At 51.6% G+C, this 15,298-nt stretch carries 17 protein-coding genes and 1 pseudogene; 5 read left to right on the forward strand and 13 right to left on the reverse strand.

Features of this window, described 5'->3' with window-relative positions; translation table 11 throughout:
- Positions 1-267, forward strand: a pseudogene (locus FD23_RS10320) (IS4 family transposase); the annotation flags it as partial.
- Positions 268-340: 73 nt separating this feature from the next.
- On the opposite strand, the gene nagB reads toward FD23_RS10320, so the two are convergent.
- Positions 341-1,045 carry a glucosamine-6-phosphate deaminase gene (nagB, locus tag FD23_RS03800; RefSeq protein ID WP_025895599.1) on the reverse strand — a complete coding sequence of 235 codons (705 nt, stop codon included), beginning with the start codon at positions 1,043-1,045 and terminating at the stop codon, positions 341-343.
- 216 nt (positions 1,046-1,261) lie between these two features.
- Between nagB and FD23_RS03805 the strand changes: the two genes are divergently transcribed.
- The gene (locus FD23_RS03805; RefSeq protein ID WP_052933816.1) at positions 1,262-2,104 is read left to right on the forward strand and encodes an aldo/keto reductase; all 843 of its coding nucleotides are present in this window, start codon (positions 1,262-1,264) and stop codon (positions 2,102-2,104) included.
- Between the two features lie 3 nt (positions 2,105-2,107).
- On the opposite strand, the gene FD23_RS10890 is transcribed toward FD23_RS03805, so the two are convergent.
- Positions 2,108-2,233, reverse strand: coding sequence for a hypothetical protein (locus tag FD23_RS10890; RefSeq protein ID WP_257786473.1), 126 nt, complete (start codon positions 2,231-2,233; stop codon positions 2,108-2,110).
- 68 nt (positions 2,234-2,301) lie between these two features.
- On the opposite strand from FD23_RS10890, the gene FD23_RS03810 reads away from it, so the two are divergent.
- Complete coding sequence (locus FD23_RS03810) at positions 2,302-2,568, forward strand: hypothetical protein (protein ID WP_230844927.1); 267 nt, start codon at positions 2,302-2,304, stop codon at positions 2,566-2,568.
- A 40-nt stretch (positions 2,569-2,608) separates the two neighbouring features.
- Here FD23_RS03810 and FD23_RS10325 read toward each other — a convergent pair whose 3' ends face one another.
- From FD23_RS10325 to FD23_RS03855, 9 genes are all read right to left on the reverse strand, one after another.
- Entirely contained in the window at positions 2,609-3,142 is a 534-nt protein-coding gene (locus FD23_RS10325; RefSeq protein WP_230844926.1) for an MFS transporter, read from the reverse strand.
- On the reverse strand, positions 3,123-3,482 hold the full coding sequence (locus FD23_RS10330) for a hypothetical protein (RefSeq protein WP_230844925.1): 360 nt from the start codon (positions 3,480-3,482) through the stop codon (positions 3,123-3,125). Before FD23_RS10330 ends, FD23_RS10325 begins: the two co-directional genes overlap by 20 nt.
- A 321-nt stretch (positions 3,483-3,803) precedes the next feature.
- Positions 3,804-4,760, reverse strand: coding sequence for an ABC transporter permease (locus tag FD23_RS03825; protein WP_003616436.1), 957 nt, complete (start codon positions 4,758-4,760; stop codon positions 3,804-3,806).
- Positions 4,760-5,899, reverse strand: coding sequence for an ABC transporter permease (locus tag FD23_RS03830; RefSeq protein ID WP_052933814.1), 1,140 nt, complete (start codon positions 5,897-5,899; stop codon positions 4,760-4,762). The genes FD23_RS03825 and FD23_RS03830 overlap by 1 nt, the downstream gene beginning before the upstream one ends.
- The gene (locus FD23_RS03835) at positions 5,892-7,436 is read right to left on the reverse strand and encodes an ABC transporter ATP-binding protein (protein ID WP_025895601.1); all 1,545 of its coding nucleotides are present in this window, start codon (positions 7,434-7,436) and stop codon (positions 5,892-5,894) included. Before FD23_RS03835 ends, FD23_RS03830 begins: the two co-directional genes overlap by 8 nt.
- Before the next feature lie 82 nt (positions 7,437-7,518).
- Positions 7,519-8,604 carry a BMP family lipoprotein gene (locus FD23_RS03840; protein ID WP_025895602.1) on the reverse strand — a complete coding sequence of 362 codons (1,086 nt, stop codon included), beginning with the start codon at positions 8,602-8,604 and terminating at the stop codon, positions 7,519-7,521.
- A 295-nt stretch (positions 8,605-8,899) separates the two neighbouring features.
- On the reverse strand, positions 8,900-9,997 hold the full coding sequence (locus tag FD23_RS03845; protein ID WP_052933813.1) for a BMP family lipoprotein: 1,098 nt from the start codon (positions 9,995-9,997) through the stop codon (positions 8,900-8,902).
- 185 nt (positions 9,998-10,182) lie between these two features.
- Positions 10,183-10,779 carry a DUF4352 domain-containing protein gene (locus FD23_RS03850; RefSeq protein ID WP_025895603.1) on the reverse strand — a complete coding sequence of 199 codons (597 nt, stop codon included), beginning with the start codon at positions 10,777-10,779 and terminating at the stop codon, positions 10,183-10,185.
- Between the two features lie 94 nt (positions 10,780-10,873).
- Positions 10,874-11,914, reverse strand: a complete 1,041-nt coding sequence (locus FD23_RS03855; protein WP_052933812.1) for a serine/threonine protein kinase — start codon at positions 11,912-11,914, stop codon at positions 10,874-10,876.
- Between the two features lie 42 nt (positions 11,915-11,956).
- Here FD23_RS03855 and FD23_RS03860 point away from each other — a divergent pair, with 42 nt between their 5' ends.
- The gene (locus tag FD23_RS03860; protein WP_025895604.1) at positions 11,957-12,367 is read left to right on the forward strand and encodes a hypothetical protein; all 411 of its coding nucleotides are present in this window, start codon (positions 11,957-11,959) and stop codon (positions 12,365-12,367) included.
- 42 nt (positions 12,368-12,409) lie between these two features.
- Positions 12,410-12,766, forward strand: coding sequence for a hypothetical protein (locus tag FD23_RS03865; protein ID WP_025895605.1), 357 nt, complete (start codon positions 12,410-12,412; stop codon positions 12,764-12,766).
- A gap of 49 nt (positions 12,767-12,815) precedes the next feature.
- On the opposite strand, the gene FD23_RS03870 is transcribed toward FD23_RS03865, so the two are convergent.
- Together FD23_RS03870 and FD23_RS03875 are read right to left on the reverse strand one after the other, a co-directional pair.
- Positions 12,816-13,910: a BMP family lipoprotein gene (locus FD23_RS03870; RefSeq protein WP_025895606.1), complete on the reverse strand. Its 1,095-nt coding sequence runs from the start codon at positions 13,908-13,910 to the stop codon at positions 12,816-12,818.
- Between the two features lie 205 nt (positions 13,911-14,115).
- Positions 14,116-15,216 (reverse strand): YdcF family protein, encoded by a 1,101-nt coding sequence (locus FD23_RS03875; protein WP_025895607.1) that lies wholly within the window; start codon positions 15,214-15,216, stop codon positions 14,116-14,118.
- Positions 15,217-15,298: the final 82 nt, after the last annotated feature.

Here is a 15,298-nt window from a genome sequence, read left to right on the forward strand (position 1 = left end):
GCATTGACTGCCCATACAGCTTTCGTCTTTCTGCGTTACATGTTCATGTCAGTTGAGAAGCGAGATGATGAAGATGATAGGACAATAGGCGAGCTTGCGGACATCACTTTCAATCACTCCCTACAAATCCTGGTGGAAGCCATGTTTGAGAGCGTGAAAGAGATCTTCCAACCGACAGAAGAGCAGATGGAAAGGTTCACCGACGCTTTCATTTCACGCCTCCCGAAGTACATGCAAGAGGCTATATCACCATCACTAGCAGCTTAATTGAATATTTACTGGCTAAACTATTGAGTTTTCAAGGCTTCACAGTTCTTTTTGGTGTGGGAAGTTTAAGTTCTTATTTAAGCAAGCTCGCGGCTGCCTGGTCGGCAATCACCGTAACGTTCGGGTGCTTTTGTAGGACGCTGGCCGGGACATCCGTGGTCACTGGCCCTTCAACCATGGCCTTAATAGCCTTAGCCTTGCTTTCCCCCTTGGCCAAAAGGATGATCTCCTTAGCCGCCATGATATTGGCAATCCCCATGCAGATGGCGCTCTTTGGCACTTCATCAATGCTGTCGAAGAAGCGGGCGTTGGCCTTGATCGTGCTTTCCGTCAAAGCAACTTCATGAGTCACGCTGTCAAACGGCGTCCCCGGTTCGTTGAAGGCGATGTGCCCGTTCTGCCCGATCCCTAAGACCTGCAAGTCTACCGGGTTGTCTGCCAAAATCTGGTTGTAGCGGCCGCACTCTGCCTGGATGTCCTTTGCCTGGCCGTCTGGCAGGTAGGAGCGCTTGAATGGCTTGTACTGGAAGAGATGCTGGTTCATGAAGTAGTGGTAGCTCTGCGGGTTTTCCGGGCTGAGACCGACGTATTCATCCAAGTTGACGCTGGTCATTTGGCTGAAGTCGAGCTGGCTGGCCACCATCTCCTGATAGAGTTCAACCGGTGAAGACCCGGTTGCCAAGCCCAAGGTCTTAGCCCCTTCGTCAACCGCCTTTGCCAAAAGGTCAAAGGCCTGCTTGCCTAATTCACTGGCGTTTTTCACAACGATAACTTTCATCTTGATAACGACTCCTTGATTTTTTTGCTTGCTCATATTGGTATAGTCCATTATAGTTCCGTAAGGATTTTTTGTCAAGGTATAGACCAATAAATCTTGGTAAAATCTGAGCGCTTTTTTCCAAAAAATGGCCGCCCTTGTACTATGCTTAGAAGGAAGAAAAAATAGAAAGAATAAAGCAAAACAGAAAAATTGGAAATAAATGAAGGCAAGAGCATGAAATACATGACCGTCAAAGGGGAAAAACTGAGCCAGCTGGGCCTGGGCACCTGGAATATGGGGGAAAAAGCCGAAAAGCGGGATGCAGAAATCGAGGCTATAAGATGCGGCTTGGCATCCGGCGTCAACGTAATCGATACCGCTGAAATGTATGGGGAAGGGCGGGCTGAAAGCCTGGTTGGCGAAGCCATCAAGGACCTGGACCGGAGCCAGCTCTTCCTTATTTCCAAGTTCTACCCCTGGCATGCCAGTCCTGATGACCAGAAAAAAAGCCTGGCCGACAGCTTAAAGCGGCTGCGGACAGACTATCTGGACTTGTATCTTTTGCACTGGAAGAGCGATTATCCTTTAGCAGAAACCGTCAAGGGCCTGCAGGATTTGCAAGCTGCCCGCCTGATCCGCCACTGGGGCGTCTCCAACTTTGACACGGCTGATATGCAGGAGCTGGTAGATATCGCCGGGGAAGGGGCCGTTTTTGCCAATGAAGACCTCTACAATCTCGACAAGCGGGGCGTTGAATATGACCTCCTGCCTTGGCAAAAGCAGCACGACATTGCCTTTATCGGCTACTCGCCCTTTAACTCAGGCGACGGACAATCCATCCCGGTCAAGCCTAGTCTAAAGCAGATCGCTGACAAGCGGGGCGTGTCCGTCCACCAAGTCATGCTGGCCTGGACCATGCGGACCGGGCAGGTATTGACCATTCCCAAAGCCGGTTCAGTTGACCACATGCGGGCCAACCTGGCGGCTGCTGACCTGGTCTTGACCGCCGGTGAACTGGCCGCCTTGGACCGGGATTACCTGCCACCGAAGAGCAAGCAGCCCTTGGAGAGCATTTAATTTTCAGCTGATCTCCACGAAAGTCTTGTAGTAGTCGTAGACCTTGCCGCCTTCTTCCCCACAGTCCAAAAAGCGGCTGATGATCCAGCCGCTTGGCTGGCAAGGAAGCTGTTTTAATTCTTCTTGCAAGTTGTTGGGAAGGCCAGGTACTTGCCCGGCTTTTTCTCCCAGAGGACCTGGCCGGGATTGAGCCGCTCTTGCTGACCCGGCACTTGAGCCGGAAGCAGTTTACCCTGCTGCGACTGAAGTGGTCCTGGCCCTACCTGGCCTGCCTGTTTGTGATCCACTTGATCTACTGGCCGGGCAGCTGGCTAGCCGCCGTATCCCTTATCCTACTCTTTGCCGCGGCTGCCGGGATGACTCTTTACCAGCGCCGTTACTTAGGCGGGATCAAAGACAGCATCTGGGTCTTCGCGGTCTTCGCACTTTTGCGCCTGCTGACGACATTGCTTTTTAAGATCTGAAAAAGCCTTGCTCCGTGTGGAGTAAGGATTTTCGCTTGTTTTAGTTTTTGACCAGACCTTGCTTGTCGCGTTTAATCAAGCCCAAGACGCAGGCAAAAATCAAGAGGATGAAGATGAAGAGGACGATGAAGGCAGCTTGTGACCCCATGACTACCTGCTTGCTCTGCCCCTGGTAATGACTGCTGGCGATGTGCATGACTTCCAGCTGCTGCAGGCCGATCGTCATGGAGTTGTTGTACATCATGCTGAAGCCGGTCATGAACATGACGTGGAAGATCACGATCAAGGCAATGGAGAGCTTTTGGGCAAAAATGATGTAGAGCAAAATGCCGGCCATGGCCAGGAAGCTGCCGATTAAGAAGAGCTTCTTGAAGCCCTGGCTGTCCAAGAGCCGGCCCGTTACTGGCCCGAAGAAGGCTGACAAAAGGCTGCCCAGGAGCAGCATCCCGCTGGTCAAGGCACTGGTCTTCAGACCCAGTTGCGCCAGGTTAGGGATGACGAAGGTCAGGCTGATCTGGATGAACTGCAGGAAAGTGTAGATGAGCAGACCCAGGTTAAAGCTGGTATTTTTCAAAACGGTTGTGGGCCTTGCCTTCCTGCTTGGCCAGCTTGAAGAAGATGACAAGGGAAATGACCGTGACCAAAAGCCCGCCCCAAACCAGCGGACTGGCAAAGCCAGAGCTTAAGTTGTTAACGGCCAGGGTCAAGGCAACCAGGGCCAAGACGATCAAGAGGTACTCGCTGAAGTTGAAGTGGTCCCGGTGGGCTTTATTGTCGCTCATGAAGAGGGCCGCGATGATCAAGCTGAAGCTGCGCTGCAGGTAGGCAGCCAGGACGATCGGCAAGATAACGGCCAGCAGGTAGGCCGTGGTAATCCACTGCACGTTGTTCAAAGACTGGTTGAAGACCTTCATCAGGGTTGGGAAGGTCCGTTCATTGACGTTTCGACCAAAACCCCGCTGCAGGCCACGCCCGCGGTCCCGATGATCGACCAGATCACGGAAGGGGCGACTTTTCCATGAGCTTCCATTAAATTCAAACCTCCAATAAAAAAACTCCAATTCAGCGAATCCGGGCCCGGAAAGGGTCTTTGGATTCAGCCAGAATTGGAGTCATATTCTAATATTCCAGTGAACCAAGCTCCACAAAGCTTGCTTTAAAAACTTGTCATTAATTTACTTTAGCATTTTTTCAGAAAAATGTCAGTAAAAAACAGGGCCAAAGCCCTGTTTTCTTTATTTCGACTTGATGTAGTTTTGCCCGTCGGCAGCTGGCCCGACAGTCTTGCCGAAGAAGACCACCAGAACGATGATCGTCAAGACGTAAGGCGCGATCTGCAGGTAAACGGATGGCAGGCTGGAAATGCCTGGAATCTGGTCCCCGATGATACTCAAGCTTTGCGCGAAGCCGAAGAAGAGTGAGGACAGCATAGCGCCGATTGGGTTGTAGCGGCCGAAGATCATGGCCGCAAGGGCCATGAAACCTTGCCCGGCAATAGTGGAAACTGAGAAGTTCCCGGCAATTGCTTCAGCGAAGACGGCCCCGCCGATCCCGCCGAGGAAACCGGAGATCAAGACGCCGGCGTAACGCATCTTGTAGACGTTGATCCCCAAAGTGTCGGCAGCTTGCGGGTTTTCACCGCTGGACCGCAGGCGCAGGCCAAAGCGGGTCTTGTACAGTACCCAGTAGAGGAAGATGGACAAGACGATGGCCACCCAGGCAGGAGCTGAAGTGTTCTTGAAGAAGATCGGCCCGATAACCGGGATGTTGGCCAGGCCAGGGAAGGAGAAGTAGCCGAAGTTTTGGTTGATGTTTTCGGTCTGCCCCTTGTTGTAGATGGCCTTGACCAGGAAGACGGCCAATGGCGGCGCCATCAAGTTCAAGACCGTCCCGGAAATAACGTGGTCAGCCCGCCAGTTGACCGTGGCAACGGCGTGCAGCAGGGAGAAGATGATCCCGACAATTCCGCCCAAGAGGGCACCCAGCCATGGAGTAGCGGTGCCGAAGGTTGAGGCGAAGCTCAGGTTGAAGACGATGGAGGTGAAGGCCCCCATGGTCATGATCCCTTCCAAACCGACGTTGACGATCCCTGAGTTTTCACTGAAGGTCCCGCCCAAAGCGGTGAAAATCAAGGGAGCTGAATAAACTAAAGTTGATGAAACGATTAAGGCTAATACAGTCACGAAGTTCATTATGCTTCCCCTCCTTTTTGCTGGTCATTGGCGGCTTGCCGGCCGGCGGTTTCCGCCGTGGCAATATAGGTCGCGGTCTTGTCAGACTTCTTTTCCTTGAAAAGGAGGCCGACAGCCCAGCTGATGGCTACGAAGAAGATAATGGCAGCGATGACGATAGAAACGATTTCAAATGGAATCCCGGCTGCCGTCTGCATCCCCAGGCCACCGATCTTCAAGATAGAGAAGAGCAGGGAAGCCAGCAGGATGCCGATGGCGCTCATGCCGCCCAAAAGGGCAACGGACATGCCGTCCCAGCCGATGTCCAGGGTAGTCGTTTGGGTGAAGTAGTTCTGGTAAGTCCCCAGACCTTGTACGACCCCACCCAGGCCACAGAAGGCACCTGACAGGAGCATGGAGATGATGATGTTCTTCTTGTCGCTCATGCCGGCGTAACGGCTGGCGAATGGGTTCAAACCAACCGCCTTGATTTCAAAGCCGACCGTGGTCTTCTTCATCAAGAACCAGAAGATGACCAGGGCAATGATGGCCAGGAAGATACCGCCGCTGATCCGGGAGCCGCCGAACATTTCGCTCAGCCACGGAATCCGCAGGCTGCCGCTAGCCCCGACGGTCTTGGTAGTGTCGGTGTCAACGCGGAGGCTCTTGTTCATGACGTCCTGGTGCAGGTATTGGCAAAGGTAGAGGACGATGTAGTTAAGCATGATGGTTGAGATAACTTCGTTAGTTCCGAAGTAGGCCCGCAGCCAGCCGGCAATCCCGGCAACCAAGGCACCGGCCAGGCTGCCGGCGATGATTTCAAATGGCAAGAGGATGTAGACGGGCAAGCCCTTGAAGGCCAGGCCGATCCAGATGGCGGTCAGCCAGCCGGCTTGCGCCTGGCCCGGCAGACCGATATTGAAGAAGCCAGCGGCTGAAGAGATCTGGAAGCCGATGGCGATAAAGATCAACGGGGTGGCGTTACGGATAGTTTCCCCGATCCCGTTGGCTGAGCCCAGGGCACTTTCAAACATTGAGCTGTAGGCCTGGAATGGGTCATAGCTCCAGACCAGCATGATGATGGCCCCGACTAAAAAGCCGGCAATAACAGAAACGATCGGCACTAAAAGCCGCTTGGCTTTAGGGCTCACCTTAATCATTAGCGGCAGCCTCCTTTTTGGTATTCTTCCCGGTCATAAGCAAACCGAGTTCGGTTTCACTAGTCTGGTCGGGCTTGACTTCACCTGATTCGGCCCCGTCGTGCAGGACGACAATTCGGTCAGACAGCTGCAAGATTTCGTCAAGTTCGTAGGACACAAGGAGCACGGCCTTGCCGGCGTCTCTTTGCTTCAGCAGCTGGCTGTGGATGTATTCGATGGCCCCGACGTCCAAGCCCCGGGTTGGCTGGAAGGCAATGATCAGGTCAGCGTCCCGGTCAAGTTCCCGGGCGATGATGGCCTTTTGCTGGTTACCACCGGACAGGTCGCTGGCTGGCAATTGTTCGCTGGTCGTGCGGACGTCGAACTTCTTGATCAGTTCCCGGGCGTGTTCCCGGATGGCCTGTTCGTTCATGATCCCGTGCTTGGAGTAAGGCTCCTTGTAGTAGGTCTGGCTGGCAATATTTTCAGACAAAGGCAGTTGCAGGATCAAGCCGTACTTTTGCCGGTCGGCAGGGATATGGCCGACGCCGGCTTCCGTGATTTGGCGGACTGGCTTGTTGGTCAAATCCTGGCCGTTGATGACGACTTGGCCGCCTTCAACATGGCGCAGGCCAGTGATGGCTTCGACCAGTTCGTCCTGGCCGTTGCCGTCGATCCCGGCCAGACCAAGGATTTCCCCGCCGCGGATAGTGAAGGAGAGACCCTTGACTGCTTCGGTTCCCCGGTCTTCGTTGACGTGCAGGTCCTTGACTTCCAGGATATTTTTGCCCAGATTGAGGGGATCCTTGTCCAGCTTAAAGTTAACATGGTGGCCAACCATCATTTCGGCCAATTGTTCGTCATTTGCATCGGCAACGCTGACGGTTTGGATGGACTTACCAGCCCGGATGACAGTGACCCGGTCGGCACTTTCCTTGATTTCCTTCAGCTTGTGGGTGATCAAGATTATGGACTTGCCTTCCTTGACCAGGTTCTTCATGATCTTGATGAATTCAGTGATTTCCTGCGGCGTCAAAACGGCAGTTGGTTCGTCGAAGATCAAGATGTCGGCCCCGCGGTAAAGGACCTTCAGGATTTCAACTCTTTGCTGCTGAGCGACGGTGATGTCGGAAATCTTAGCGTCAGGGTCGATGGCCAGGCCGTATTGCTTGGACAGGGCCAGGATCTTTTCTCTGGCGGTCTTGAAGTCCAGGGCCAGGCCCTTGGTGGTTTCGTGGCCTAAGATGATGTTTTCCAGGACAGTGAAGGCCTGGGCCAGCATAAAGTGCTGGTGCACCATCCCGATCCCCAGGCTGGTAGCGACGTTTGGGCCGGAGATGTTGACTTTCTCGCCCCGCACGTAGATTTCGCCAGAGGTTGGTTCGAGCAGGCCGGAAAGAATACTCATTAAAGTAGACTTGCCGGCGCCGTTTTCGCCAAGAAGCGCCAGGATTTCGCCCTTGCGGAGCGTGAGGTTGATATCGTTGTTGGCTTTAAAACCGTTAAAGTCTTTCACGATATGGCGCATCTCAATGATGTTTTTGATCTCTTTTTCCATATGACAAAACTTTCTGTATTACTTTTACAAAAAACACCCCGTAATATTGCGGAGTGTTTCAGATTGACTACTATATATTGTGCTACTTACTTGGAGTAGTTGCAACTTTAATTTTACCAGCCAGGATTTGCTTGCGGGCAGCTTGCACTGCCTTCCAAGTCTTGGCATCAAGGTTCCCCTTAGTGACAGAGACGCCATCGTGAGCTAAGCCGTAGGAAATTACCTTACCGCCAGGGAATTTGCCCTTGTAGGCTTTGTCAGCGATGTCCTTGCATGCGAAACGCAGCCCCTTTAATACGGAGGTCAGCGTGAAGTTGGCCTTCTTACCGTCTTTTGAAGTGTAGTTACCCAGGTTTGCCTGGTCAACGTCAACACCGATGACCCAGACCTTCTTGGCAGCCGTGGTTGCCTTGTTGCGGGTCTTGGCTTCGGTGAAGACACCGTTACCGGCGTTGCCGGCAGCTTGGTAGATGATGTCAGCGCCGTCAGTGTACATTGACTGGGCGATTGACTTGGCCTTGTCGGTTGAGGTGAAGTTGCCGATGTATTGGTCGTAAACGGTGATCTTCTTGCCTAAGGCCTTGGCACCATCCTTGACACCTTGCTTGAAGCCGGCTTCGAAGAGTTCCAGGACGCTGGACTTGGCCCCGCCGATGAAGCCGACCTTGTTAGTCTTGGTGGTGTAGGCAGCGGCCAGACCGCCAAGGTAGGAAGCTTCGTTGCTCTTGAAGGTAACTGAAGCAACGTTCTTGCGGCCAGTGATAACTGAGTCGATCAAGACGAAGTTTTTCTTAGGGTACTTCTTGGATGCGTCTTTAACTGAGTCAGTCAGCATGTAGCCGACACCGTAGATTGTTTGGTAGCCGGCTTGGGCAGCTTGAGTCAGGTTAGGTGTGAAGTCAGCAGCAGATGATGATTCAAAGTACTGGTAACCGCCCTTGCCTTGCTTGAGGCCGTGTTCCTTGCCGTAGTCCTTGAAACCAGACCAAGCGGCTTGGTTGAAGGAGTGGTCGTCAACACCCTTACCGTCAGTGATCAAGGCGATACCGTGCTTGGTGTCCTTGTTGACGGAAGTGTTAGACTTCTTGCCGGAGCAGGCAGTCAATACAGCAGCGATTGACAGGGTGGCTGCCCCAGCGGCAACCAATTTCTTGTAATTAAAGCGCATAGCGAAATTACTTCTTTCTTTTTCTTCTTTTCTTTTTCATAGACGAACAATTATGTATTAAAGATAGCATTTAGTTTTGGAAAAAGCAAGTGAATAGATAGGCGAATATTCGCTTTTTTGGACGAATTTGGAGAAAAAGTTTTTCAGCGGCTAAGAAAACGGTTGATTCACGAACAAAGTGGCGACTTTGTATAGACCAGTTCTCGGACTGGGAAGTTTTAGTTATAACGCTAAGGCGAAGAAAAGAGGCACCCATCGAATGATGAGTGCCTCTTAAAAAATCTGTTGTTTGAGATTACTTCAAGTCGCTTACGCTTTCAGCAACCTTAACCTTGCCGTTCAAGATTTGCTTGCGGGCTGCTTGAACCTTGCTCCAAGTCTTGGAGTCGATGTTGCCCTTGGTTACAGAAACACCGTTGCCTTCAAGAGTGTAGACAGAGTGCTTGCCGCCTGGGAACTTGCCTTGGTATGCCTTTTCAGCGATACGTTCAACAGCAACGTCCAGACCCTTCAGAACTGAAGTCAGAACGAAGTTGCTCTTCTTGCCGTCCTTGGAAGTGTAGCTACCCAGGTTTGATTGGTCAACGTCAACACCGATGACCCAAACCTTCTTGGAAGCCTTGCGGTTCTTGTTGATGTTCTTGGCTTCAGTGAAGACCCCGTTACCAGCGTTGCCGGCTGCGTGGTAGATGATGTCCGCGCCGCTGGCGTACATTGATTGAGCGATTGACTTAGCCTTGTCAGTTGAAGTGAAGTTACCGATGTATTGGTCGTCAATTTTGATCTTCTTGCCCAAAGCCTTGGCACCTGCTTCAACACCCTGCTTAAAGCCGGCTTCGAACAGTTCCAGGGTTGCTGACTTGGCACCACCAATGTAACCTACGTGGTTGGTCTTGGTAGTGTAAGCAGCAGCGATACCTGCCAGGTATGATGCCTGGTTGCTTTCGAAGGTAACTGAAGCAACGTTCTTTTGGCCGCTGATCACGTCGTCGATGATCACGAAGTTCTTCTTAGGGTTCTTCTTGGCAGCGGACTTGATAGCGCTGGTCAGTTGGTAGCCGACACCGAAGATGGTTTCAAAGCCGGAGCTGGCAGCTTCATTGGCGTTAGGAGTAAAGTCGGCGGCTGATGAAGATTCAAAGTATTGGTAGCCACCCTTGCCTTGCTTCAGACCGTGCTTCTTACCGAAGGCCTTGAAACCATTCCAGGCAGCTTCGTTGAAGGAGTGGTCGTCAATGGCGTTGTTGTCAGTGATAAGCGCGATGCTGTGCTTGGTGGTCTTAGTACCAGTTGAAGATGATGACTTCTTGCCTTGGCAGGCAGTCAACAGAACTGAAACTGAAACAGCAGCAGTAGCGATGGTTGCTAACTTTTTAAATTTAGAAACAGACACGTGATTTCCTCCGTTACAACACGAATATTTGTGTGACAATCGCGAAAAGATGTTTATTTTTATCTTAGTTTATTATAGTGTAAAAACAGAAAAAAGCAACAATATAAGCGAAATTCCGAACTGTTTTTTGACAGCGGTTAACAAAAAAAGCAAAACCTGGCTCTCGCAGGCTTTGCTTTCGCGGTTTATTTGAGCTTGAATTTAACCATATTGTCGTTCCAAATTGAGGTTTTGTATTGCAGCTGCAGCGTTTTGGCAGAAGTCTTTGCTTCGCCAACCAAATTTCCTGAAACTGAAGCGCCCTTGTCCAAGGAGCCGGCGTCCAGAGTGTTGTCAACATCTGTGTCAATTGCGTCGAGGTCGGTGTTGTTGCCGTCCGCGTTCAGCTTGAAGTCAAACGGATTGTAGTCCTGGCTTTCATCGGTGTGGTTGGTAATCGTAATATTGATGATCACGAACTGCTTTCCGCTGTCAGGCCGGTTATATTCGCTGCCTTGACTGAACTTGACGCTGTTGACTTTGATTTCATATCCCTTGTAAGATGCTTTTTGGCCGACTGAGTAAACCTTGTTCAAAGGGTTAGCTTCAGCTTTTTTCTTAGAGCTGGTCTGGGACTTGGCGGCTGAGTCAGAGCTGCTGTCGCTGTCGCTTGACCCGCCAAAGGCCCCGCTTCCGAGGAAAACGACAACCAGCACGACTAGCAGCCAGAACCACCAGCGCTTATAGAACTTCTTCTTTTGTACGTACACATTCCCATTCTCATCTTTGATTTGCTTTGCCATGATTCCTATTCCTTCAAATTTTTTACTCTCACATAAACCAGCGACAGTTTAAGTGTAGACTTTTAAAGAGAAGGATTGGTGGGCAGGCAGCCCACTAATGGCTAAAAGATGAAATTGCTACCGATAAAGCGGCTAAAGCCGTGGTCAAAACCGTGGCCACGAGTAGGTAGCTGATTATGATCCCGCAGGCCCGGGTAAATTTGGACTTGGATGAATGGAAAAGGCACATGCTCTTGATATTGCGGTAGTTGCAGGCAAAAAGGACGATCAAGAAAAGAACCATGAAAAAGGACAGGCGGAGCAGGAAACTGTCAGCCGCTGAGTCGCCCTTGGCGTCCATACTAAAGGAACTAAACAGCATCAATAAGTAGCCGCAACCGGCTGTAAGCATGCGGGCGGGCTGATGGCTGCGGAAGCCTGGCAAAAGCCAGCTGGACCGGCCTAAGCCAGTAATCGCATCCTTGAATTCCCGGGCGTTTTGGTAGCGTTTCTGTCTGTTGATGTGGGTAGCTTTTTCAATGATTTCCCGTTCTGGTCCTTTATAAAGGCGGACGCTGGGCAGGTAGCCGGTATAAAGGACGTTCATCAGCACACCGACTGCATAGAAGTCACTGGCTGGCCCGCTCTGGCTGAAGCCGAACTGCTCCGGGGCCGCGTAGCCCACTGACCCCAGGATGCGGGTGTCGCGGTCAGCGTCCTCCTGCATGTTCCGGGCGATATCGAAGTCGGCCAGGATCAGCTTTTGGCCATCATAAAAAATATTCTCCGGCTTGATGTCCCGGTGAATGATCGGCGGTGTCTGCTGGTGCAGGACCGCGAGGACGTCCAGCAGCTGGCAGATTAAGTCGTGGATCTGGGCAGAAGTGAGCTTGTGGGTCTCTAAGTACTGGTCGAGACGGGGAGAGTCGATGTATTCTTCGATGACGGTCAGGCGGTCGCTTTTTTCCAGGCAGACAATCTTGGGAATCGCGGTGTCCAGCTCAGCCAGCTGTTCATATAAAGGAGCGTACTCTAAAGGAAGGACCCGCTCGATGTAAGGGGTCGGGACCAGCTTTTCAACTTTGAAAATTGCCTTGTCGTCCGTTATTTTAATGGGGACGGGATTAACGTAATCGCTTATTTTTCCTTGCTTCATCTATAAAATCTTTCTGCCATAATGGTAACAATGGGGGTAAAAATGGAAACTGAAAAATTACTCGCTGCTTTGAAAGCAGATCATATTTCTAATGTACTAGATCAAGTGGCTGATTACAATTTTGCCGGCTATTTGAATAAGCTGATCGAAGATAAGGGGGTCAAGAAAAGCGAGCTTTTCAACGAGGCTATGATCGAACGCAGCTATGGCTATCAAATTTTGAAGGGGCGGCGCCTGCCAGCAAGGAATAAGGTTTTGTCCCTGGCCCTCAGCTTGAAATTATCTCTGGCTCAAACCAACCGCCTTCTGTCTTTAAGCGATAACGGGGCACTTTACGCCAACGTAAAACGGGACGCGGTCTTGATCTACTGTTTGGTTAGGGGGATGTCGGTGATCGATACTGACCAGCAGCTGGCAAATTACGGCTATCAGAGCTTGAACGAAGAAGAATAATGGAGTAGGATGGCGGATATTAGTTGTTGGAGGAGGAAAGCAATGAATAGCTTGTTTTGGGTAAATTTGTTAATCGGCTGCGGGAGTCTGCTCTTGGTTGAAGGGATGCTGGTCAGAAAGGTGTTTGAAACGGCGCAGGTACTTTTTGTGATTGCGGTTCTCTATTTGCTGCTGGGTCTTGCTGGCCTGGTCATGATGTTTGTCAAAAAGGACCGGCAAGCTTTCACCAGCGAAGATTGGCGCGATTTCGCGGCCGTCTTGATTATCAGTGCCTTGCTGGCCTTCTACTTTTTGCGGGATGCTGCTTTTAATTTATCCAGCATGCTGCTGCCAGAAGCAATGTTTCTTGCTGGCCTGCTCCTGGTCTCTTGGGCCGTTAAAGCCGAAAAGAACGTCTGATACGCAAAAAATCTCTGAGCTCCTGCTCAGAGATTTTTGTTTTGTTTACTTATTTGCTTGGGTGACTTGGTACGGAAATCTTGCCGGCCAGAATCTGGCTGCGGGCAGTTTGTGCCTGCTTCCAAACTGAGTCAGCCACGTAGCCCCGGGTCAGGTAAACACCGTTGTGCTTCAAGCCGTAAACCAGCTGCTTGCCGCCTGGGAACTTGCCCTTGGCTGCCTTGGTAGCGATGTCCTTGACTGCCACGTTGACCCCGGTCATTACGCTGGTCAGGCAGAGGTTGGACTTCTTGCCGTCCTTGGACTTGTACTTGCCCAGGTTGGACTGGTCAGAGTCGACCCCGATGACCCAGACCTTCTTGCTGGAGTTGGCAGCCAGGCCTTCGTTGACGGACTTGGCTTCACTGAACAAGCCTTGGCCGGCTGAACCTGAAGCGTGGAAGATTACGTCCGCCTTCTTGGCAAACATAGCCTTGGCGATTGACTTTTCCTTGTCAGCAGCCGTAAATGAGCCGACGTATTGGTTCAAAATCGTGATCTTCTTGCCCATCTTCTTGGCCGTGTCCTGCACGCCCTTGGCAAAACCAGCATCAAATAAGTCGACGATGTCCCCGTGAACCCCGCCAATGAAGCCAACCACGTTGGTCTTGGTGGTCCGGGCCGCAACTACCCCGGCCATGTAGGAAGCATCCTGGGACTTGAAGTTGGCGGAAGCCACGTTCTTTTGCCCCTTGATCACGTCGTCAATGATGACGAAGTTCTTGTCAGTGTGCTTCTTGGCTGCTGAAGCAATCGCGCCCTTAAGTGAGTAGCCAACACCAAAAATGGTCTTGTAGCCGGCCGCAACCGCCTGGTTGATGTTTGGCGTAAAGTCAGAAGCTGAACTTGATTCAAAGTATTGGTAGCCGTTGGTCCCCCGCTTTAAGCCTTGGGACTTGCCGTAAGCTACCATACCTTCCCAGCCGGACTGGTTGAAGGAGTGGTCGTCAACCCCGGAGATGTCAGTGATCAAGGCCACGCTGGCTGAGCTCTTCTTGTTGGAGCCGCCGCCGTTTTGCTTGGCCCCTGAGCAGGCAGTCAGGGCAATCCCTGCTGCTAAAACAGTGCCAGTGGCCAAAACTTGCTTGAATTTGATTTTCTTCACGATAAAATCCCCCTTAAGATTAACACGATTACGATCTTATCAATATTTGGTGGCCATGTCAAAAGGGCACCCACAAGATAAAGTGTTGATTTGACGGGATTCTCGTTTTTGCCAAAAAGGCCTCAAGATATATGGCTCTAAGCGGGAAGGGCATACTAGAAAAAATAAAAAATTACCCGGATTTTTCCAGGTAATTTTAAAAAAGTTAAAAGACATTTAGTAGTTTGCAAATTGCCAGGGCGATGTAGCCGGCCACGATCAAGGCTATCACGGTGAAGTGGCGGAGGCGGTTCATGACGAACATGCCGGCGAATTCCCGCAAAACCGCGTTGGGCAGGTAGTAAGGGCGGGTGTAAGAGCCGATCCCGTTGGCATCCAGCCCCGCCCTTTTCGCGTAGATGGCTGACCGGAAGACGTGGTAGTTGCTGGTAAAGAAGCAAGCCTTGAAGTTGTCATTGCCATAGTCGTTGTAGGCCACAATCTGAGAAAATTCCATGTTCTGCTCGGTATTTCTGGACTGGTCTTCCAGCAGGATCAGTTCCTTCGGGACCCCCCGCTTGATGGCGTAAGCGGCCATGGCTGCCGCTTCAGAAATTTTTTCATTCGGCCCCTGGCCGCCGGACATGATGAACTTGGGCAAGGGCTGGCCCTTTTCCTGTTGGTGGTAGGCAAACTGGATGGCCCGGTTGATTCTGGCCGCCTGGATGTTGGAAATCTGGTCCCCATGGATCAGGCCCGCTCCCAAAACGATCAGGTAGTTCTGCTGGTAGCGGCGGGGAACAATCTGGTATAGCAGGAGGTTGACCAGGAAGTTGTACATGACGGCTGCCAGGTAGACCGCGACCGTCGGGAAAATGTCCAGGATGAGGCGCAGACCGGTCGGCGTGTTGCGGGTGAAGTGGCCGATGAAAATGAAGACCCAGAGGCCCAGCATGGCCCCGGCCAGGATCAAGGTCAGGAGGTTGGGCAGGGTATGGCTCTCATGCTTCAAGACCACATAGGAGTTCCATAAAAGCAGGATCCAGGAGAATGAGACGATGACGGCCACGGTTACTGCCAGGATCGCCAGGGCCCAGAGGTAGACCTTGCGGAAGCTGGGCAGGTTGGTGGCATAGACCAGGAAGGTGAACCAGGCCCCCAGCGAAGCGATGAAAAAGGTGAAAAAGACCCCGTTGATCAAGCGGCGCGGGTCGCTCAGCCAGGAGAAAATGAAGGTTACCGCGGCAATCGCCACCAAAATGGTAAAGTAGCTGAAAGCCCGGTTCTGGCTGAATAGAAATAGCAGTGTGTTTAATCCGGATGGCATTTTTTAGGTCCTCGTCCATATCGTTTAGAAAATTGGTCAAGCTTTATTATAATAGAGGATAATAATTTTTTGAGACAACAAG

The organism is Lactobacillus delbrueckii subsp. delbrueckii DSM 20074 = JCM 1012, assembly GCF_001433875.1.
GTDB lineage: Bacteria > Bacillota > Bacilli > Lactobacillales > Lactobacillaceae > Lactobacillus > Lactobacillus delbrueckii.